The sequence below is a fragment of the Shewanella sp. SM95 genome, assembly GCF_025653595.1.
GTDB lineage: Bacteria > Pseudomonadota > Gammaproteobacteria > Enterobacterales > Shewanellaceae > Shewanella > Shewanella oncorhynchi.
Genome location: NZ_JAKKSE010000004.1, coordinates 39,624 through 60,668, shown reverse-complemented (window position 1 = coordinate 60,668; position 21,045 = coordinate 39,624). Strand labels below are relative to the sequence as shown.

19 protein-coding genes and 7 tRNA genes are annotated in these 21,045 nt (G+C 45.6%); 6 read left to right on the top strand and 20 right to left on the bottom strand.

The features are described 5' to 3' along the window. Nucleotides 1-66: 66 nt before the first annotated feature. From folP to rlmE, 3 genes are all read right to left on the bottom strand, one after another. Nucleotides 67-900 carry a dihydropteroate synthase gene (gene folP / locus L5M29_RS07130; RefSeq protein WP_263167000.1) on the bottom strand — a complete coding sequence of 278 codons (834 nt, stop codon included), beginning with the start codon at nt 898-900 and terminating at the stop codon, nt 67-69. A gap of 210 nt (nt 901-1,110) precedes the next feature. Beyond that, a complete protein-coding gene (ftsH, locus tag L5M29_RS07125; RefSeq protein ID WP_173913187.1) occupies nt 1,111-3,081 on the bottom strand; it encodes an ATP-dependent zinc metalloprotease FtsH in 1,971 nt (656 codons plus the stop codon). 29 nt (nt 3,082-3,110) lie between these two features. Next, nucleotides 3,111-3,740: a 23S rRNA (uridine(2552)-2'-O)-methyltransferase RlmE gene (gene rlmE, locus L5M29_RS07120; protein ID WP_006082724.1), complete on the bottom strand. Its 630-nt coding sequence runs from the start codon at nt 3,738-3,740 to the stop codon at nt 3,111-3,113. 90 nt (nt 3,741-3,830) lie between these two features. On the opposite strand from rlmE, the gene yhbY reads away from it, so the two are divergent. Next, nucleotides 3,831-4,130, top strand: coding sequence for a ribosome assembly RNA-binding protein YhbY (yhbY, locus tag L5M29_RS07115; RefSeq protein WP_006082725.1), 300 nt, complete (start codon nt 3,831-3,833; stop codon nt 4,128-4,130). A gap of 89 nt (nt 4,131-4,219) precedes the next feature. Here the strand turns inward: yhbY and secF are convergent, their stop codons facing one another. The 7 genes from secF to L5M29_RS07080 all read right to left on the bottom strand — a co-directional run bounded on the left by secF (nt 4,220) and on the right by L5M29_RS07080 (nt 10,915). Beyond that, on the bottom strand, nt 4,220-5,122 hold the full coding sequence (gene secF / locus L5M29_RS07110; RefSeq protein ID WP_028761458.1) for a protein translocase subunit SecF: 903 nt from the start codon (nt 5,120-5,122) through the stop codon (nt 4,220-4,222). 2 nt (nt 5,123-5,124) lie between these two features. Next, the gene (secD, locus tag L5M29_RS07105) at nt 5,125-6,939 is read right to left on the bottom strand and encodes a protein translocase subunit SecD (protein WP_263166999.1); all 1,815 of its coding nucleotides are present in this window, start codon (nt 6,937-6,939) and stop codon (nt 5,125-5,127) included. 226 nt (nt 6,940-7,165) lie between these two features. Continuing rightward, nucleotides 7,166-7,741, bottom strand: coding sequence for a hypothetical protein (locus L5M29_RS07100; RefSeq protein WP_263167205.1), 576 nt, complete (start codon nt 7,739-7,741; stop codon nt 7,166-7,168). A 398-nt stretch (nt 7,742-8,139) separates the two neighbouring features. Next, the gene (gene greA, locus L5M29_RS07095; RefSeq protein WP_028761461.1) at nt 8,140-8,616 is read right to left on the bottom strand and encodes a transcription elongation factor GreA; all 477 of its coding nucleotides are present in this window, start codon (nt 8,614-8,616) and stop codon (nt 8,140-8,142) included. Between the two features lie 299 nt (nt 8,617-8,915). Next, on the bottom strand, nt 8,916-9,734 hold the full coding sequence (locus L5M29_RS07090) for a DUF4198 domain-containing protein (RefSeq protein ID WP_263166997.1): 819 nt from the start codon (nt 9,732-9,734) through the stop codon (nt 8,916-8,918). 55 nt (nt 9,735-9,789) lie between these two features. Beyond that, on the bottom strand, nt 9,790-10,302 hold the full coding sequence (locus tag L5M29_RS07085) for a DUF2271 domain-containing protein (RefSeq protein ID WP_105251693.1): 513 nt from the start codon (nt 10,300-10,302) through the stop codon (nt 9,790-9,792). Between the two features lie 16 nt (nt 10,303-10,318). Continuing rightward, complete coding sequence (locus tag L5M29_RS07080) at nt 10,319-10,915, bottom strand: PepSY-associated TM helix domain-containing protein (protein ID WP_212599331.1); 597 nt, start codon at nt 10,913-10,915, stop codon at nt 10,319-10,321. A 470-nt stretch (nt 10,916-11,385) separates the two neighbouring features. On the opposite strand from L5M29_RS07080, the gene L5M29_RS07075 reads away from it, so the two are divergent. Then, a complete protein-coding gene (locus L5M29_RS07075; protein WP_263167204.1) occupies nt 11,386-12,102 on the top strand; it encodes a hypothetical protein in 717 nt (238 codons plus the stop codon). A gap of 199 nt (nt 12,103-12,301) precedes the next feature. Here L5M29_RS07075 and L5M29_RS07070 read toward each other — a convergent pair. The 10 genes from L5M29_RS07070 to L5M29_RS07025 all read right to left on the bottom strand — a co-directional run bounded on the left by L5M29_RS07070 (nt 12,302) and on the right by L5M29_RS07025 (nt 16,607). Continuing rightward, nucleotides 12,302-12,376 (bottom strand) — tRNA-Gln (locus tag L5M29_RS07070). A 40-nt stretch (nt 12,377-12,416) separates the two neighbouring features. Continuing rightward, a tRNA-Leu gene (locus tag L5M29_RS07065) sits at nt 12,417-12,501 on the bottom strand. Between the two features lie 75 nt (nt 12,502-12,576). Next, nucleotides 12,577-12,653, bottom strand: a tRNA-Met gene (locus tag L5M29_RS07060). A gap of 2 nt (nt 12,654-12,655) precedes the next feature. Next, nucleotides 12,656-12,730 (bottom strand) — tRNA-Gln (locus L5M29_RS07055). A 24-nt stretch (nt 12,731-12,754) separates the two neighbouring features. Further along, a tRNA-Gln gene (locus L5M29_RS07050) sits at nt 12,755-12,829 on the bottom strand. Between the two features lie 74 nt (nt 12,830-12,903). Further along, a tRNA-Leu gene (locus tag L5M29_RS07045) sits at nt 12,904-12,988 on the bottom strand. 94 nt (nt 12,989-13,082) lie between these two features. Then, nucleotides 13,083-13,159: transfer RNA gene (locus L5M29_RS07040), tRNA-Met, on the bottom strand. A gap of 208 nt (nt 13,160-13,367) precedes the next feature. Further along, complete coding sequence (ychF, locus tag L5M29_RS07035; protein WP_028761466.1) at nt 13,368-14,459, bottom strand: redox-regulated ATPase YchF; 1,092 nt, start codon at nt 14,457-14,459, stop codon at nt 13,368-13,370. A gap of 132 nt (nt 14,460-14,591) precedes the next feature. After that, complete coding sequence (gene pth, locus L5M29_RS07030) at nt 14,592-15,179, bottom strand: aminoacyl-tRNA hydrolase (RefSeq protein WP_028761467.1); 588 nt, start codon at nt 15,177-15,179, stop codon at nt 14,592-14,594. Nucleotides 15,180-15,344: 165 nt separating this feature from the next. Beyond that, nucleotides 15,345-16,607: an FAD-dependent monooxygenase gene (locus tag L5M29_RS07025; RefSeq protein WP_263166996.1), complete on the bottom strand. Its 1,263-nt coding sequence runs from the start codon at nt 16,605-16,607 to the stop codon at nt 15,345-15,347. 377 nt (nt 16,608-16,984) lie between these two features. Between L5M29_RS07025 and miaB the strand changes: the two genes are divergently transcribed. From miaB to corC, 4 genes are all read left to right on the top strand, one after another. Next, nucleotides 16,985-18,409: a tRNA (N6-isopentenyl adenosine(37)-C2)-methylthiotransferase MiaB gene (gene miaB / locus L5M29_RS07020; protein ID WP_006082739.1), complete on the top strand. Its 1,425-nt coding sequence runs from the start codon at nt 16,985-16,987 to the stop codon at nt 18,407-18,409. 214 nt (nt 18,410-18,623) lie between these two features. Further along, nucleotides 18,624-19,673, top strand: coding sequence for a PhoH family protein (locus tag L5M29_RS07015; protein WP_028761469.1), 1,050 nt, complete (start codon nt 18,624-18,626; stop codon nt 19,671-19,673). After that, nucleotides 19,663-20,124, top strand: coding sequence for an rRNA maturation RNase YbeY (gene ybeY / locus L5M29_RS07010; RefSeq protein ID WP_105251690.1), 462 nt, complete (start codon nt 19,663-19,665; stop codon nt 20,122-20,124). The genes L5M29_RS07015 and ybeY overlap by 11 nt, the downstream gene beginning before the upstream one ends. A gap of 40 nt (nt 20,125-20,164) precedes the next feature. Next, nucleotides 20,165-21,040, top strand: coding sequence for a CNNM family magnesium/cobalt transport protein CorC (corC, locus tag L5M29_RS07005; RefSeq protein ID WP_006082742.1), 876 nt, complete (start codon nt 20,165-20,167; stop codon nt 21,038-21,040). The last annotated feature ends 5 nt before the right edge of the window (nt 21,041-21,045 follow it).

The following is a 21,045-nucleotide window of genomic DNA, read 5'->3' as shown; positions in this document are numbered from 1 at the left end:
TCAAATGTGTCCCAATGATTTGGGATCATAATATTAATTAAATGCTTAACGAGAGCATAACGATGCTTAAAAATACGCTTGTGTCGCTTGTAACACCTTGAGCATATCCACAGTTTCAGTAACATCATGCACACGAATGATATGAGCGCCCTTTTGGGCCGCTATCATAGCGCCAGCAAGGCTCCCAGCAAGACGTTCTGAGGTCGGTTTTGCTAAGAGGTTTCCTACCATGCTCTTACGAGACAATCCTATCAATATCGGTAAATCAAACTGGGCAAAACTGTCGAGCTTCGCCAGTAATTCATAGTTATGTTCTAAGCTTTTACCAAAACCAAATCCCGGATCGAGTATTAATAATTCACGGGGGATCCCTGCTCGCAAACAAGCTTCAATCCGCTCAGTTAAAAAGGCAGAAACTTCTTCAATAACATTATGGTAAGTCGGTGCAAATTGCATGATTTTGGGTTCGCCTTGCATATGCATTAAGCATATGGGGACTTGCAACTCTGCAGCAGCTTGAAGCGCACCAGGCTCCATCAGGGCACGCACATCGTTAATCAAATGTGCGCCCGCAGCAACAGCTTGACGCATGACTTCAGGTTTACTGGTATCGACTGAAATCCACACATCATGGTGCGCCGCAACATATTTCACCAACGGGATCACCCGCGCAAGTTCATCGGCTAAGCTCACCTCTGCAGCGCCAGGTCTTGTCGACTCACCGCCAATGTCTATCATTCCCGCGCCTTGAGCCACCATGTCATCGGCATGCTGACAGGCAAGCTCATAGGAAGAATATTGACCACCGTCGGAAAAAGAATCGGGAGTGACATTAAGTATACCCATCACAATGGGCGAAGATAACGCGAGGCGTTTAGTGCCAGCAATCAGTTCAAACACGCATTTACTCCTGTAATACGAACACTTACGATTTTACTCACTGGCATAACTTGCGTCATTAATTTCAAGCCTTCATTTTCTATCCGAAAAGACCAATGTCAGAAGATAAATATCAATTGTGGCAGAGAGTATTAATGACAGCGCAGTCAAATTGCTACAAGGTAAAACAAGAAAACCCCTTTACGGGGTTTTCTTTAGTTTCACAACACATTACTTAGCTGGAGATTCATCAGGATCTTTCAGTTCTGGCTCAGCAGGGGCAGTCACACTGTCTTCAGCTTTCGCTGCTGGTTCACCATGACCATTGCCTTTATCGTTAGAACCACTGTCATCCACTTGCCAATCAGCAGGCTGACGCACTTCACGACGTTTCATTAAATCGTCAATTTGAAGTGAATCAATGGTTTCATACTTCATTAAAGCTTCTTTCATTGAGTGCAGAATATCGAGGTTATCCGTCAATATCTGTCTCGCTCTAGCGTAGTTTTTGTCGATAAAGACTTTTACTTCAGCATCGATAATAGTTGCAGTTTCATCGGACATCGCTTTGGCTTTACCCATGCTGCGACCTAAGAAGACTTCACCATCTTCTTCTGCATACAGCAATGGACCTAACTTGTCCGAGAAGCCCCACTGAGTCACCATGTTACGCGCAATAGATGTTGCATATTTGATGTCCTGTGATGCGCCAGTCGACACTTTCTCAGTACCGTAGATAAGCTCTTCTGCTAAACGACCACCGTAGGCGACCGAAATTTGGCTTTCTAACTTACGACGGCTCTGGCTCACTGAGTCAGCTTCAGGTAAGAAGAAAGTCACACCTAAGGCACGGCCGCGAGGAATGATAGTCACCTTGTGCACAGGATCGTGCTCTGGTACTAAACAACCCACAATCGCATGGCCTGCTTCATGGTAAGCGGTCATTTCTTTTTCGGCTTCAGACATCACCATAGAACGGCGCTCAGCACCCATCATGATTTTATCTTTTGCACGCTCAAATTCTTCCATGCCTACAACTCGGCGATTTCCGCGAGCCGCAAACAGGGCAGCTTCGTTCACTAAGTTAGCTAAATCAGCACCCGAGAAACCTGGCGTACCACGGGCAATCACGCTTGCTTTCACATCTTCAGAAAGCGGTACTTTACGCATATGCACTTTCAAAATCTGCTCACGACCGCGCACGTCTGGTAAACCAACGACCACTTGACGGTCAAAACGACCCGGACGTAATAACGCAGAATCGAGTACGTCTGGACGGTTAGTTGCCGCGATAACAATAACGCCTTCATTACCTTCGAAGCCATCCATCTCAACCAGCATTTGGTTCAGTGTTTGCTCACGTTCATCATGACCACCACCTAAACCCGCGCCACGTTGACGACCGACAGCATCGATTTCATCGATGAAGATAATACAAGGTGCCGACTTTTTCGCTTGTTCAAACATGTCACGCACACGGGATGCACCGACACCAACAAACATTTCCACGAAATCAGAACCTGAAATAGTGAAGAAAGGGACTTTAGATTCACCCGCAATGGCTTTCGCCAGCAAGGTTTTACCTGTACCTGGAGGACCCACCATCAGTACGCCCGTTGGAATTCGGCCGCCCAATTTTTGGAATTTAGTTGGGTCACGCAGGTAATCAACCAGCTCTTTCACTTCTTCTTTTGCTTCGTCACAACCAGCAACATCGGCAAAAGTAGTTTTAATCTGATCTTCGCTCATCAGCTTGGCTTTGCTCTTACCAAAGGACATAGCGCCTTTGCCACCGCCGCCTTGCATCTGGCGCATGAAGAAAATCCATACCCCGATAAGCAATAACATCGGGAACCAAGAGATGAAGATTTGGGTAAGGAACCCTGACTCTTCGGCTTCTTGGCCCTTCATAGTGATGCCTTTACGATCAAGATCATTAATTAAATCTTGGTCATATAACGGCATGATAGTAGTGAATTTTTCACCAGTTCGTTTAGCACCTTCAATAGTACGTTGGTCGCTCTTAACTTCAACAGTTGCGACCTGTCCATCACGGACATTATCTAAGAAGGTAGAATAATCCATCTTCTGCGATGACGAAGAAGAGGGGGAGTAACCCTGAAACACTGACATCAGCACAACGGCGATGACAACCCAGAGTATTAGATTTTTTGCCATGTCACTCAAATTACTAGACCTCATTAAGTCTTGCGATTATTAACGCTAGGTTACTACAACTTGTACCCAGTCGCCACAAGATAGACTTCGCGGGAACGAGCCCGTGAAGAGTCTGGTTTACGTGTTTTAACGACTTTAAACACTGCTTTTACCGCTTTCATGTATTCGTCAAAGCCCTCCCCCTGAAAGACTTTTACCGCAAAACAGCCATTAGGAGCCAATACTTGATGGCACATATCTAACGCCAATTCCACTAAATACATGGCACGGGGCTGATCAACACTATCTGAACCACTCATGTTGGGTGCCATATCAGACAACACAACGTCAACTTTAGCATCACCGACGCGAGTAAGTAATGCTTGAAGGACTTTATCTTCACGAAAATCCCCTTGCAAAAAATCGACGCCGACGATTGGATCCATAGGCAAAATGTCACAGGCGATGACTTTACCTCTATCTCCCGCTAATTTAACTGCCACTTGAGACCAACCTCCTGGAGCGGCACCGAGATCAACCACAGTCATGCCTGGGCGAATTAGTTGATCCTTTTGCTGGATCTCCTCAAGCTTAAACGCAGCGCGAGATCGCAAGCCCATTTTTTGGGCGAGTTTGACATAGTGATCATCAAAGTGTTCTAGCATCCAGCGATTAGAACTGGCCGTACGTTTTATACCTGACATTTAAAATCCGCAACAATTGAGAGTTACACAAAGGCTATATAAGGGTAGAATAGCCGTTTTTCAACAGTAACTCAGCAAAAGTTGGTAGAAATGAACTTAACAACCAAACAAAAACAGCATTTAAAAGGTCTAGCGCATCCGCTAAAGCCAGTGGTGCTGCTTGGTGCCAATGGATTGACTGAAGGTGTACTCGCTGAAATTGAAAGCGCACTCGCTTATCATGAACTGATTAAAGTGAAAGTAGCCTCTGCTGACAGAGAGCTAAAAAATGCCATCGTTGATGCCATAGTACGTGAAACTCAATCCGCAAAAGTGCAACTTATTGGTCATATTCTGGTGATTTATCGTCAATCACCAGAAATGAAAATTGCTTTGCCAAAGGCAAAGTAATTTTTCTTGATTTTATCGTGTTAACAAAAAGGCCATTCAATCGAGTGGCCTTTTTGTTTTCGCTGTTAATTTAAGCGATTAGCATAGCCCTAAGGTGTTTCAGAAATCACTTGTTCCTTATAATGCTCAGGCGTTAAGCCTAATAACTCAGGCAATGAGGTACCAACTGAAATCGAAGAGAATGTGCCGGTTAATATACCGATAAACATTGCAATCGAAAATCCTTCCAGCGGTCCACCGCCCATGATCCACAGCGCACCGACCGTCATTAAGGTTGTTCCTGAGGTCACCATAGTGCGAGAAAACGTCGCCACAATTGCTTGGTTGTTAATGTCTTGAATCGCAAGCTTTGGCTTAGCAATCAATAATTCACGAATACGGTCAGCGATAATGATCGAATCGTTTAAGGAATAACCTAAAATCGCCAGCACAGCCGCAAGTATCGTTAAATTAAACTCCATCTGAGTCAAGGCGAAAAATGCCAACACGAACACTACGTCATGCACTAAGGCGAATAGGGCACCCGATGCGAGTCGCCATTCGAAGCGGTAACTTAAATAACCTAATATCGCCAGCATAGCGACTAACAACGCCAAACCGCCCTGCTCTGCCAATTCTTGACCAATCTGCGGCCCGACAACACTGCTGTTAAGCACTTGCACTTCAGAGTTAAGCGGCGCTAATACCTGCTGAATATCGATATTACCTTGCTCTGTATCGGCACTCTTTATATCGGAATAGCGCAACACCCAACGTCCCGGCTCACTGGCGGAGACTACACTCACTTCTTGCTGATAAGCGGCGTTGAGTAAAGGTTGCAATTCACTACTGGTAATTTTTCTATCGATCTGCACTTCGGTGACGACACCGCCAGTAAAATCTAAGCCCCAGTTAAAACCTTTCACGCCGATGATGGTTAATGACACTAGCATCAACAAAATAGAGATAGCACTCGAAACATAACGCCATTTAGTTAGATTGATATTTTTCATGGTTATACCCTCACATGACGGCTAGCATCACGCCCATAAACTAAGTTGATCAAGGCCCTTGAAGCAAAGATACCGGTAAACATGCTGGTCAATAGACCTAGACCTAAGGTCAAGGCAAAACCTTGAATTGGACCATTACCTATGGAGTAAAGCACCACTGCAGTGATCATAGTGGTGAAGTTGGCGTCGAAAATGGTAGAAAACGCGCTATCAAAACCCGTATCAATTGCCAGCGCAAAACTGCGACCTTCCTTTAACTTATCTTTTATTCGCTCGAAAATCAGTACGTTGGTATCGACCGCCATACCGACGGTTAACACCAAACCCGCAATACCAGGTAAGGTCAACACAGCGCCAGGGATAAGTGCCAGTAAACCAAACAGGATCACCATATTGGAGATCAGCGCTATATTCGCCACCCAACCGAGACGGCGATACCAAAGCGCCATAAACAGCAAGGTAATCCCCATCCCTAAACCAAGGGCAGCAAAACCGTTTTCAATGTTTTCAGCACCCAGCGTCGGGCCAATAGTGCGCTCTTCAACAATAGTCACTGGCGCCGTCATAGAGCCAGCTCGCAGTAACAAAGCTAATTGTTGTGCTTCTTGATAGGAGCCAGCACCCGTAATGCGAAAACGATCTCCAAGTTGGGATTGAATCGTCGCAACACTGATAATCTCTTGTGTTTGCTTTGCCTTACCTTGCTCATCACGGCTGTATTCGCTGTAAGACGTCGCCATAGGTTTGCCGATATTGGTACGGGAAAACTCAGACATTTTCTGCCCGCCCACACGGTCAAGGTTAATGTTCACCTCCGCCATGCCCATCTCGCCTAAACTCGCCCTCGCATCGACAATATGATCGCCACCCAGTACTGGTGTGCGGCTCACATAAATAGGCTTACCAGACTTGTCATTGAGTACCATAGCATTAACGGAGCCAGATTCTTTAACCTCGAAAAAGGCCAGACTCGCCGTAGCACCGATAACGTTTTTCGCGGCGGCAGGATCTTGTACTCCAGGCAATTCAATCCGAATTCGATGCTCCCCTTGACGCTGCACTAAAGCTTCAGTGATACCGAGTTCTTCAATACGGCTGCGCATCACTTGTAAGTTTTGCTGCACTGTCAAATTACGCAGTTTCGTTTGCTCTTCTTGGCTCAACTTAATCAGTAAACCCGCGCCATCTGCATTGGATAGCTGCCAATGAGGATAGGACTCTTTCATCATTTGACGCACGGCAGCACGGGCGTCATTATCCGGCAACGTCATGTTTAACTGATGACTTTGGTCCAAATGCACGCTAGCACCACGAATTTTCTGCTCACGGATGAATTGACGTAGCGAATCAACAAGCGTCTCGGCCTGAGTTTGATAAACAGGATCAATATCAACATCGAGTAAGAACTGTACGCCACCGCGCAAGTCGAGCCCGAGTTTAATCGGCTGAAAGCCTAAGTTTTGTAACCAACTTGGCGCCGCACTGGCAAGTGATAAAGTCAATTCTTTTGGCTCTGCGACCATAGAAGAGACTAAAGTTTTGACTAAGGTTTGTTGGTTATCCGCATCGAGGACAATTAAGGTTTCACCATTTTTTTGGTCGATACGTTTTACCGTCACGCCTTCAGCTTGTAGCTTATCTCGAAGGGCAATAGGTGTGAGCGTTAACCCCGCCTTAGCGCCCACCTGCACCGCCGCATCCTCACCGTAAAATGTCGGCAACGCACTGAATAGCATCACTATAATAGTGACGATAAGCACTAAGTATTTCCAAGCTGAATAGTGATTTAGCAGCCGTTGATTGGGTTTTCTTTCCATGGGATTAACTCGCTATTTAACGCTCAGCATTTGAATCAAATCGCTAAGCGAACATATTGATATCAGTCCGAAACACATGATTGAGTACCAGCGGCTAAGCTCGTAAGGCTCAAATCATCACTGCTTACTTAAGCAGCTATAAAAAGTTTCGGTGAGTACAAAAAGGCAACAGCATGAAAAATCGATAAGAGTAGGCTCCTATCAACGTCATGCCTAAATAGGCGAGCTAAGCGGCTTGTTGGCTAAATCGATATTGAAGATTTGAGACTTTCCAACCCGAAATTCGGGCGGGGGAAGAAACAGCAGAAAGCGTCCAATCTGATGTGATATCAAGATCGGTGGGTTCAACGACATTGGATGTCGGTTCGGCAGTAAAGTCTACAGCGAGTACATATACTGGCTTGACCTCACGCACATCGTGCTGGGCAAGACTGATAAATCGCGGCGAATTTATCGGGGCAAAATCTAAGTCATCTGAATGACTTACATAGTCAGAACTCGGACAAGGTGCTGGCTGTGATTCTAATTCTGAGTCTGAACTGACTAGATTGGTATCATGACTATTCGGTGAGCCGCAGCTCTCAACGGTTTGCGCATCAGACTGTGCATTAGATTGGGCGATAACATCGGCATCGGGTAAGCTTTGAGGCTCAGCGCTTCGCTTTGCATGGGGGGTCGAGCTATCAAGACTCACAGTATGCATCTGAGCATAATGGCGAGCTGCATCACTGCGCTGTACTGAGGGTTTTGGCGCATAGCTAGCCGAGTGCGCAATCAACATGATCGCCACGCAAACTAACATCAATCCTGTACGCCAATGTTTGACCAAAGCGTGCCCTCTTATAAAACATTATCAAACTAAAGATGAACCTATTCACTGTTCGCTTTTGATGCTTAACTGTGGGTCCATAAAGTGAAACTCGCGCAAAAAAACAACATACACATTTCGCCAATGTTGATTTTGCTAGGATGGCAGCTTAGGTAAAAACCTACAAAGAGACAAATTAAACTTTGTCCATCTTACCCCGAATTCAACGCTGAAGCGCGATCGATATCCTTGGCTAAAGCCCTAAATTCGAGCCCTAAACTCAAGCCGTAAACAAACTTAATTCGCGGATAACAAAAAACCGCCCTAGGACGGTTTTAGCGATATAGCATGAGTCACGCTCACAACACTATAAGCAAAGTAATATAAGCAGATTATAAATACTGTACTGAGATGATTTCGTAATCTGTCATACCACCTGGCGTAGTAATAGACACTTCATCACCTTCATTTTTGCCGACTAAACCGCGGGCTATTGGTGAATTCACTGAAATCAGGTTTTCTTTAATATTCGCTTCGTCATCGCCGACTATGCGATAAGTCACTTCGACATCGGTATCAAGATTTAAAATAGTCACAGTGGCGCCAAAAATGATACGACCGTTATTCACCATCTTAGTGACGTCGATAATTTGCGCGTTAGATAACTTACCCTCAATATCACGGATACGTGCTTCACAAATACCTTGTTCCTCACGAGCCGCATGGTATTCCGCGTTTTCTTTCAAGTCGCCTAACTCTCTCGCTGAAGCAATTGCTTCAGTGATTTTAGGGCGACGGTCAAACTTGAGAATATCTAACTCTTTACGCAGCTGCTCTGCACCGACAACTGTCATAGGAACCTTAGTCATAACTTCTTTCGTCTCCTTTAAAACAAAAGCAACCCGTGCCAACGCTAAGGTCAACACAGTCAAATGAGGGTGGAATTGCGCTATTCTAATCGTTATGCGCTTTTGATGCACCAAGAACAATGCATTGACGCAGCTTACCCAACCTTAAGCAGAGTTACCAGTAATCAAATTCAAATCTGTATACCTAAGGAAATTTCGCACACGTTTTAGTACGAAATGAATACAAAAATGCCCACTCGCCATTTAGACTGTGGGCATTAAGACTCAAAGCAAAAACCTCAAATTAGAGGTTAACTCACTTATTCAAGCCCAGCCTCAAAGGTCAAAAAGATTTCGCTAACCGTTTTATCAGCAAGGGATTGATCTGAATTAGGGCGCTCAATTGCCGCATGTAAGAGATAACGTCCTGCTGAAGGTAAGATCATTGAAACTTTACCGTCTTTATCTGAGGTAAATTCGATTTCCTCTGGTTTGTTTCGATATAAGCTACCGTCTTTCATAATGGCGACTTTAACGCCTTCAACGGGCTTACCATCGAAAACAAATTGCAGGGTAGCAGCTTCATTCTCAACAATATCTGCAGGATGAGTCACAGGCACTAGTTCTAAATATTCCCCCTTAGGCTTTAACACTTCCTCAGTTGGCTTATTACGTGTGACATAGGTTTCAACCCGCGACACATTTAAAGAACTTTCAAGTTCATAGGCTCCCTTTGGCATAGCAGCAGCTGTGGCTTTTTTATCCATACGGCTGCGTACAACCCCTTCTTTTCCTTTAACTTTATACTGAGAAAAATAACGAGGTGAAACTTCTTTTTCAAACTTATAAGTGCCATCTTGCATCAGTTGCACATCAAACACCGACTTACGTCCGCCCGTGTAACTTGAACTTGGAGACGTTGGTTTTCCATTTGGCTGTAATATACGCACATCACTGGCACTAAAAGGTTTATCCATCATAAACACTTGATTACTGGCAGACACATCTGAGCTAATCCACACAATTTCTTCACTTTCAGCCGAAACGTTGAAGTGGCTAGGTAAAATCCATCTGTCGTGGCTACTTGCCAATGGGCTAATGCAAAGTGTGCCAAGTAATGCAATAAGACGTAATTTCATGCCTTTTCCTTAAGTTTAACAATTAATATACGGGCTAAATATTTAATGGATTGACTCAACGAGCCATGCCGCTTAAGCGTATGTCGATAACGCCAGTTTCTGTCGTGGCGGGCAACTGCACAGAGAAATCTCCCGCAGCTAAATCGATATTTTGTCGTACAAGATCGCGACCACCGTGTTCACGCACCACTTCAATAAATACAGTGTAAGTGGCAGGTTCAAGCACTTTTCCCGCCTCATCTTTTAAATCCCAATCGATTTTGTAATGACCCGCGGGACGTGTCGCAGATGCAATACCGTCAACAAAGCTCATATCTTCGCGTCCGGCTTTACGCCACCAACGACGGATATCTTTCAACCATTTATGGCCTTCATCCCATACCCAAAGGCTTAAGGTTTTAACCGTTTGCCCCTTGGCATCCTCAACCCATACGGCCACATAAGGTCTGTGATATTGCCCTTCGGTAATTTCAGGCAAGGTTAAATCGACTGTCATTTTAGGCGTCGCAAACGCCACAGAACTGACAAACAAAGCACTCACCGCAATGGTGCGAATAAGATGACGCATACTCGGCCTACACTCCTTATGGAACAAAATAAACATACACAAGCCCGCAACTACTGCTGACGAGTACCATGTATAACAATGACTTTTTGAGGCGCTTGGTTTGAGGCAACAACAAATAAGCCCCAGTGAGCGAAAATAAAATGATAAGCACAGCGCTGAGATCGAGTATCCAAGCCCAAGCTGTGCCTGTGTTACGGCCCTTATGCAAATCATTCACTACGGCAACGACACCGTAATCTAAGGTTTCGACATAGGCTTGGCCGTCGAGCAAGTCCAATGTCAGACTCCGATAAGTACCAGGTCCTTTGCTGACTAAACTAATTTCATCTTCATCGATATCGGCGCTCGCCATATCCATAGCCCATTCACTTTTCAACCAATGACCCGCAGCCAGACGCCATTGTGAGTCTTGGGCATTAACGGGTAACAAATAGGCAGGGATTGGCACTTGTTCCCGCTTAGGTTCCTGATCAGCTTGAGAAAACCAATTAGGATGATTTAACGTTATACCTGTCACCGCAAAAAACAGCATCAGCAACAATAAAGCCATAGACACATAAACATGAATAATGCGGGCAAAGGACAAAGACGACTTACTGACTCTTAATTTCAATGATGCACTCTCAAAAACAAACCGAAGAGAAATACCTCCAGAGTCTGCTTTCCCTATGCAGCTAAAGAGAGAAATAAGCTGCATTAAACTAATTTAATGCGCCGAGATTAAATGAGATCGATTATCAAACAGAACAAAGTTTACAAACTTTACATATTCAATACTGAAAAAGAAGTTAAAAAGTAAGAAGAAAAATAAGTGCTAAAAATAAAGCACTTAGGGGTAAATCTGTTTTTAGCACTCAAAAACCATTACCTTCGATTAAATTAGCAGCAAATGATTTATTGTATCACCTGTAAATACCTTTCAAATTCATAAGGATAAAATCCAACATTTGGGTTAATTTTTTTGCTTAAAATTTACTTTGCCACCCTCTCGTTTACCTTATGCCAATCAGCTACAATCCGCCGCCGGCGACTTGCTGGTACTTCCAAGGAAATATCATCTTGAGTACATCTCTGCTCAAAAAAATGCGCTGCCTACATATTGTGTGGCTCGCATTAATGCTCAATGCCTGCGTTGCACCACTCTTATTAATGTCACCCCAAGGCCAGCTCATGTGGGCCTTGCTTAAACCCCTTGTCGGTTTAGACCCGAACGATGTCGGATTATTCGAACAACCGCTCATCAAGAACCGTATGCAGGAATTGCTGGGTAAAAATTACGATACCACCCTGTCCCTGCTCAAAACGGCCGACAAGATCCAACAGGAAGGTCCACTCATCTACTTAGTGTCGACTTACACCCCTGTCCCCGAAATGGCCGAAAAAGCGGGTCTAGTTTGGAACTCAGACACCAACCAAATGGCAGTCATGCTGATGAAAGGCGGTGCACCCTTAGTGATTTCTGAGCAATTCAGTAATCAGGCAGAAAAACGGGTCCCAAGTTGGCCGAAGGAATTAGCCGACTATACCGATCCACAGAAGTTACAACAAAAAGCCTTAGAAGCGGGGGCAAATCAAGTACAGCAACAGTTAGCAATACCTGATGCAGTCAAAGCCGTTGCAACAGGTGATGTTAAAGCGGCCCAAGGTGACGTTATTGATAGTGCAGTCACAGAGAATGCCGTCATTAAGAATGCTGCAATGCCAATCAATATCACTGAAGCAGCTGCAAAAGTCGCCGTTCCAGTGGCTCCAGCAGAAATAAAATCGCCACCTGTTACTCCTGAAGTCAAAAAGCAATAAAACGGATCACCACAGTGTCAGCTCAAATGGCACTGTGGATTAACTTTGAAAATAGCTGAATTGCCACAACCAACGGGAATTATAGAGATAAGGGAAGGGCTAATATTGAAGGGAAACTGAAAGCAAAATAACGCTAAGCTGAAAATAGTTAAAAGTAAAAAAGCAAAAAGCCTGTCCGAAGACAGGCTTTTTAACTTTTTGGCTGGGGTACAAGGATTCGAACCTTGGGATGCCGAGATCAAAACCCGGTGCCTTACCACTTGGCGATACCCCAATAAACTGTGTTTAATCTTCTATCGAAGATTGCATTTTGATGGTACGGGAAGAGAGACTTGAACTCTCACACCTCGCGGCACCAGAACCTAAATCTGGCGTGTCTACCAATTTCACCATTCCCGCATCAAAATGTACCAAAATTGTCTATTCAACATTTTTGGATTTTTCTCTGATAAATCACTTTAACAGAGTTAAATATGGTAGCAATGGCGGGACTTGAACCTGCGACCCCAGCATTATGAGTGCTGTGCTCTAACCAGCTGAGCTACATTGCCAATGGCTGGGGTACAAGGATTCGAACCTTGGAATGCCGAGATCAAAACCCGGTGCCTTACCACTTGGCGATACCCCAATCAACTTGGAAACTGAGAAAAAATGGCTGGGGTACAAGGATTCGAACCTTGGAATGCCGAGATCAAAACCCGGTGCCTTACCACTTGGCGATACCCCAACTAACTCTGTTTCAAACATCCGCTATCGCCGATGTTTCTAAATTCATATATCAAACTTATATTTTAAATATAATGGTACGGGAAGAGAGACTTGAACTCTCACACCTTGCGGCACCAGAACCTAAATCTGGCGTGTCTACCAATTTCACCATTCCCGCACAGTTTCATGTTTACATCGTGAAGAGATGCTAGCAATCAATGCTAGAGTAAAATCGTGATTCATTTTATATAAGAAATTTATCTTAAATAAAATGGTAGCAATGGCGGGACTTGAACCTGCGACCCCAGCATTATGAGTGCTGTGCTCTAACCAGCTGAGCTACATTGCCACATCGATATTACGCGCCCCTCTCAGCGAGGAACGGGGCGTATTATGCTTATTCGAGGTATCTAGGTCAACAGCTTTTTTTCGCTATTTCCCTTAGGTTAAGCTGTTCGGCTATTACTTCACCAAACTGAGCAACAGATGTGCTAAATAACACCTTGTTGCTCATACTTAGCTTAATTTATCGAGACTTACAGCGTGAATAAGCTTTGTTATACGTTAAACAGGAAATGCATCACATCGCCATCTTTAACGATATAGGTTTTACCTTCCACGCGTAACTTACCGGCTTCTTTCGCGCCCGCTTCACCTTTGTGGGCAATAAAGTCATCAAATGCCATCACTTGGGCACGGATAAAACCACGTTCAAAATCGGTATGGATAACACCCGCCGCTTGCGGAGCACTCGCACCCACTGGCACAGTCCAAGCACGCACTTCTTTCACGCCTGCGGTGAAATAGGTTTGCAGATTCAGTAATTCATAACCTGCGCGGATCACACGATCTAAACCTGGTTCTTCGATACCCAGATCCGCCATAAATTCATCGCGCTCCTCGATTTCCATCTCGGCCAGTTCAGATTCAATCGCCGCACATACGGCAACAACGATAGCGTTTTCTGTCGCAGCAATGGCGCGAACGGCATCTAAGTGCGGGTTATTTTCAAAACCATCTTCCGCAACGTTAGCAATATACATGGTCGGTTTTAAGGTTAAGAAGTTCAGGTAAGCCACCGCTTCCAGCTCTTCTTTCGATAAATCCATTGAACGCAACATTTTAGCTTCGTCTAAAATGGGGCGCATTTTTTCTAATACTTCCACTTCAAACTTAGCGTCTTTATCGCCACCTTTAGCACGTTTCTGCTGACGCTGAACCGCACGCTCTAAACTGTCTAAGTCAGCTAACGCTAATTCAGTGTTGATGACTTCGATATCGCCAGCTGGGTCAACCTTGTTAGCAACGTGAACAATGTTGTCATCATCAAAACAACGTACTACATGACCAATCGCATCGGTTTCACGGATGTTAGCGAGGAACTTGTTACCTAAGCCTTCGCCTTTAGATGCGCCAGCCACAAGACCCGCAATATCCACGAATTCCATGGTGGTAGGTAACACACGTTGTGGATTCACAATCGCAGCTAACGCATCCAGACGTGGATCCGGCACAGGTACAACACCAGTGTTAGGTTCAATGGTACAAAACGGGAAGTTAGCCGCTTCGATGCCAGCCTTAGTTAACGCATTAAAAAGCGTTGATTTACCTACGTTAGGAAGACCAACAATGCCGCATTTAAAACCCATATGCTTACCTTTCTCTCGATTATTGGCTGACAAGTCACACTCATCAGCGAGGTTTAGTCGTCCTGCCCTATGGCAGCACATTACTGAATAATTAAATCACTTGAATCACTTAAGTCTCGTCAAAGGCAAAACCTACTCCGCTTTAAAGGAGTGTAATCTGTTCATGGCTTTCACCATGTCTTGTTTAAACAAAATTTCGGTAGAACGCACGGCTTCATCTATCGCCGCCTCGATAAGCTCTTGCTCTTTAGCTGGTGCTTTTCCCAGTACGTAACCACTCACTTGATTTTTATCACCGGGATGACCGATACCTAAGCGTAAACGGTAGAAGTTTTTATCGTTAGCCAGTTTAGCAATAATATCTTTCAGACCATTGTGGCCGCCATGACCGCCACCGAGCTTAAACTTAGCCACACCGGGCGGCAGATCGAGTTCATCGTGAGCGACCAGAATCTCTTCCGGCGTGATACGAAAAAAATTCGCCAAAGCGCCAACCGCTTTACCGCTTAAATTCATATAAGTCGTTGGGATCAATAAGCGGACATCTTTACCGTGCAATACGGCTCTGGCAGTCAAGCCAAAATACTTACTGTCGGCCACTAAAGTCACGCCGCAAATTCTCGCTAACTCAAGAACGTACCAAGCCCCCGCATTATGGCGAGTGTGTGCATATTCAGCACCTGGATTAGCCAGACCAACTATTAATTTTATTTCGCTCATGACACTCAATATCGTTATTTCGTCGATGACAGCCGCGCAAAGCGCCAACTGAACTGACCATACCAGCTAAAAACGCGGCATTTTAGCACTCAAACCCCAAGTCAACAAATGCCACGTCATCGCACAGGAGCAGAACATAAGGTCAGAACACAGAACAACAAAGCGTTAATTAAGCCCCATAGCATATTTAAGGACAGTCTTTTTGAGCGGAGAATTGATGTTTGCTAACTTTAACGCGCCATTACGCAGCAGCTTTAGCGGCAGAATATCGTTGCTAAAACCGGCGTAAAACAAATCCATCGCCGTCATCATCAATTGATTATCGCGATAACGCTTGCGCTGATATTGGGCAAGCACCTCATTCGACCACCAGATATTATCTTGAGCTAATGCATCCTTGATGACCGCCAAAAACGCTTCGACATCCTTAAACCCAAGGTTCACCCCTTGGCCTGCGAGGGGATTAATGGTGTGAGCGGCATCGCCTAAAATCACCACATTATGGCGATAGTAACTCTGGGCATGGCGGCGAGTGAGACCAAAACTGCCTTTATTCTCAACGGTAAAATCAGCGTCCAAACGCGCTGGGAAATGCACTCTTATCTGATCTGCAAGCTGTTTATTATTAAGCTGCATTAACTGCTTAATTCGATTGGCATCGTCGTACCACACCAGCGAAGCGTTATTGCCAGGTAAAGGTAATAAGGAACGTGGCCCTTTGGGCGTAAACTGCTGCCAAGTCACATCCTGTTGCCCCTGTGCGGTGTTGATATTAATCAACATGGCCGATTGAGCGTAATCCCAACCCGAAATGCCAATTCCCGCCCATTGGCGTACCTGCGAGTGAGCACCATCGGCGCCAACCAACAACTTAGCGGTCAGTTTACTATTTGACTGTAAGTGCACGCTCACACCGTCGCTATCGCGGGCAAATGCCACCACTTTATCGGGACAATATAAGGTGATGCCAGCCAATTGTGTCATCTGTTGCCACAGGGCAAGTTGGATTAAACGGTTTTCGACTATATGACCTAAATGGCTGGCGCCAATTTGTGAACAGTGGAATTGGGTGATGCAGCCATCGAGCTCCCAAGTTTCTAAGCCCAAATAAGGCACATTACGCATCTTGAGCAATGAGTCCAAGGCGCCAAGACGTTCAAGCAGCGTTTCAGAAGCCACACTGATGGCCGAGACTCGCACATCTAATGGCTGTTCGGCTTGATAAGCTTCTGGCGCAAAAGATTCAATCACCGCCACTTGCAAACCCTGTTGGGCTAATCCAATTGCCGTCGCCGCACCAACCATGCCGCCGCCGACAAGAATGACATCGAATCGAGTGCCTTCTGCATGAGTGACGTCAGAATGAGTCACGTTAGAATCTGTGGTGTCGGATATCATCTGTGCATGTGTCTCTTCAATCTGGCTCATCCTACTTACCACCTTAGTTACGACCTTAGTTAGCACCTTTAAGCCCTTCTGTATTTCTGCTCAAGCGACTTTTCACAAACCCGCTCGATTATGCCTTATATCAAGATACCACGGAAATGTTGAGCGCATTTCGATTCGAAATCCGTGAAGACATAGGCATTCAAGCCCGAATAGTTTGCTGGAAATAACGAAAGCTCAGCATGTTAACAATATTAATCTTGCCCAAATGCAGCCGAACAATAAAAACCTAGCATTTGTGAGGGTATCGCCCTTGGCAAAAGCCAATCGGTAAAAGTGTGGACAAAGCTGGTCAGCAGCCATAACAGCAGGTAAAATGTCGCGCTATTTTTATTGGTCATCTTAGGGCGACACAACTGATGAGTAAGAAACTCCATATCAAGACTTGGGGCTGTCAAATGAATGAGTATGACTCATCCAAGATGGCTGATCTGTTAGGCGAATACCAAGGTTATACCTTGACTGAAGAAGCGTCTGAGGCAGACATTCTCCTGCTGAACACTTGTTCAATTCGTGAAAAAGCGCAGGAAAAAGTGTTCCATCAGCTAGGACGCTGGAAGACGCTTAAAGATAAAAATCCCAATTTGATTATTGGCGTGGGCGGCTGCGTTGCTTCACAAGAAGGCAAAGCGATTAAAGACAGAGCCCAATGTGTCGACATTATTTTTGGCCCACAAACGTTGCACCGTCTGCCCGAGATGATCGAGCAAGTGCGCCGTGGTGACAAAGCGGTTATCGATATCAGCTTCCCTGAAATCGAAAAATTCGACCGTCTGCCAGAGCCACGCGCCGAAGGCCCAACCGCGTTTGTGTCTATCATGGAAGGTTGTAGCAAATACTGCTCGTTCTGTGTAGTGCCTTATACTCGCGGCGAAGAAGTCAGCCGTCCATCGGACGACATCATCCTTGAAATCGCCCAATTGGCGGAGCAAGGTGTGCGCGAAGTGAACCTGCTAGGCCAAAACGTGAATGCCTATCGCGGCGCAACTCACGATGGCGCTATCTGTACCTTTGCGGAATTACTGCGTTTCGTGGCGGCCATCGACGGTATTGACCGTATCCGCTTCACGACCAGTCACCCGATTGAATTTACACAGGATATTATCGACGTTTACGAAGATACCCCAGAGCTAGTGAGCTTCTTACACTTGCCAGTACAATCGGGTTCTGATCGTATTCTCACGGCGATGAAGCGCGGCCATATGGCGATTGAATATAAGTCAATCATCCGCCGCCTGCGTAAAGCCCGTGAAGGGATTCAAATCAGCTCGGACTTTATCATTGGCTTCCCTGGCGAAACCAAAGAAGACTTCGCCGATACCATGAAGTTGATTGAAGACATAGGTTTCGACCACAGCTTCAGCTTTATCTATAGCGCACGTCCGGGCACGCCAGCGGCGGATTTACCCGATAACGTCGATATGGAAGAGAAAAAACAACGTCTGGCGATTCTGCAAGACCGCATCACCCAGCAAGCCATGCGCTACAGCCGCCACATGATGGGCACAGTGCAACGTATTCTGGTTGAAGGACCATCGGTGAAAAATCCTATGGAACTGCGCGGCCGTACTGAGAACAACCGAGTGGTGAACTTCGAAGGTCAACCAAAACACATTGGTACTTTCGTGGATGTCGAAATCGTCGACGTTTACACTAACTCACTGCGCGGTGTCTTTATCCGCGGCGAAGATGAAATGGATCTACGTCGTAGCCTGCGCCCTGCTGAAATTCTGGCCAAGCGCAAGCAAGATGATGAACTGGGTGTGACTCAATTTAAGCCATAAGCGTTTAATCGGCTTAAACAGTACCGATATCGGTACCTATATAAAGAAGGGCGACTTAGTCGCCCTTTTGCTTTCACGCACTTTTGTTTAAGTCTACCGAGGCAATTGTTATTTTCCGTTAGCAATTATCGGCTATGGCTCGTAAACTAAAATTATCTTGCGATGGTTAACCAACCTCGTACCTTGCTTTCTTATTCGCTATTGGGAGTGCTATTTGTCCAGTAAATTAACTACCATGAATCTGTATCTCGAACCCGCAGAAACACGCCGTTTGGCTTCACTGTGCGGTCCATTCGATGACAATATCAAGCAGATAGAACGTCGCGTTGGCGTTGAAATCGTCCGTAAGAACAATCATTTCCAGATCACCGGACTACCACGCAACTGTTTAAGCGCCAACAACTTACTCAAAGAACTCTACATCGAGACCCAAACGGTTAAAGGCAGCACGCCCGATCTTGAGCCTGAGCAAGTCCATATCGCCATTCAAGCGGCCATTGCCCTAGAGCAAGCAGACGCTAACGACGACAGCGGTATTAATATCAAAACCCGCCGCGGTGTCATTAAGCCACGCAATCCGAATCAAAGCTTGTATGTGGCCAATATTACGCGTCACGATATTACCTTCGGTATTGGTCCAGCAGGAACGGGCAAAACCTACCTTGCCGTAGCAGCGGCAGTAGATGCGTTAGAGCGCCAAGAAGTGCGCCGCATTTTACTGACTCGCCCTGCGGTGGAAGCGGGTGAAAAACTCGGTTTCTTACCTGGCGATCTCAGCCAAAAGGTCGACCCTTATTTACGCCCGCTCTACGATGCCCTGTTCGAGATGCTTGGCTTTGAAAAAGTGGAACGCCTTATCGAGAAAAATGTAATAGAAGTGGCGCCGCTTGCCTATATGCGCGGTCGTACCTTAAACGATGCCTTTATTATTCTCGATGAAAGCCAAAACACCACAATCGAGCAGATGAAGATGTTCCTTACCCGTATCGGTTTCAATTCCCGTGCGGTGATCACAGGCGACATCACTCAAACCGACTTACCTAAACATCAAAAGTCAGGACTACGTCACGCGATTGAAGTGTTAAGTCAAGTCGAAGAAATCAGCTTTAACTTTTTTGTCTCCCAAGATGTAGTGCGCCATCCTGTGGTTGCCCGTATCGTTGAAGCCTATGAAGCCTTCGAGTTAAAAGAGCAAACCTTAAAAGCCAAAAAAGAAAGCCAGTACCAAAAGCAACAGCAGGAAGCCGCAACACATGAGTCTTGAGTTAGCCTTAGATATTCAACATGCCAGCACCAGTGAGTGGCTACCAACGGACGAACAATTCGCCCTTTGGGTCACTACCGCAATTGGCAATAGCATGGATGAAGCTGAATTAACCATACGTATCGTCGATAGCCGCGAGAGCCAAATGCTCAACAATACCTATCGGGGTAAAGACAAACCGACCAATGTACTGTCATTTCCCTTTGAAGCACCACCAGAAATTGAACTTCCTTTACTCGGAGATCTTGTCATTTGCGCGGCAGTCGTTGAAAATGAAGCCCGTGAACAACAAAAACCACTAGAAGCGCACTGGGCACACATGGTTGTACATGGTTGCTTGCATCTGCTAGGGTATGATCACATCGACGATGAAGAAGCCGAAGAGATGGAGTCATTAGAGACTCAACTCATTGAAAGCTTAGGTTTTACTGACCCATATAAGGAACAATAATTAGCTAAGATAATCCCTATCAAAAGCTAATGAGAAAACTATGAGTGACGATATCCCCCCTAGTACGAACGCCCACAAGAAAGGTTGGTTTGATAGAGTAAGTCAGCTATTTCAGGGCGAACCTCAAAATCGTGAAGATCTAGTCGATGTGATTGATGGTGCCGAGCAGCGCGATTTGATCACCCAAGACACCCGCGAGATGATAAAAGGTGTATTAGACGTTTCTGATATGCGTGTTCGGGATATCATGATCCCAAGAGCTCAAATTGTCGCCCTCCAGATAGACAACTCGGTCGAAGAGTTACTTGCGACTGTGATTGGTTCAGGTCACTCGCGCTTCCCCGTCGTTAACGAAGATAAAGACCATATCGAAGGCATATTGCTTGCCAAAGATTTGATCCCTTACGGTTTCTCCAACAGTGATGAGCCCTTCTCACTGGATCGCGTGATCCGTCCCGCCGTGGTTGTGCCCGAAAGCAAACGCGTCGATGTTCTGCTAAAAGAATTCCGCTCTCAACGCTACCATATGGCGATTGTGGTTGACGAGTACGGCGGCGTATCGGGTCTTGTGACTATCGAAGATATTCTTGAAGAAATTGTCGGCGAAATTGAAGACGAATTCGACCACGATAGCACTGAAGAAACCGAGATCCGCAAAGTTGGTAACACGGTTTATATGGTTAAAGCCTTGACGCCAATCGAAGATTTCAACGAAGAATTCAACACTGAATTCAGCGATGAAGAGTTTGATACCGTCGGCGGCTTAGTCTCACACGCCTTTGGCCATCTGCCAGAACGTAACGAGAGCATCATCATTGAAGGCATAGAATTTAAAGTCATCAATGCTGACACTAGGCGTTTAATCCAACTCAGAGTTAAACTCCCCGATCCTAATACTGGCGAAGACGTAGAATAATCACT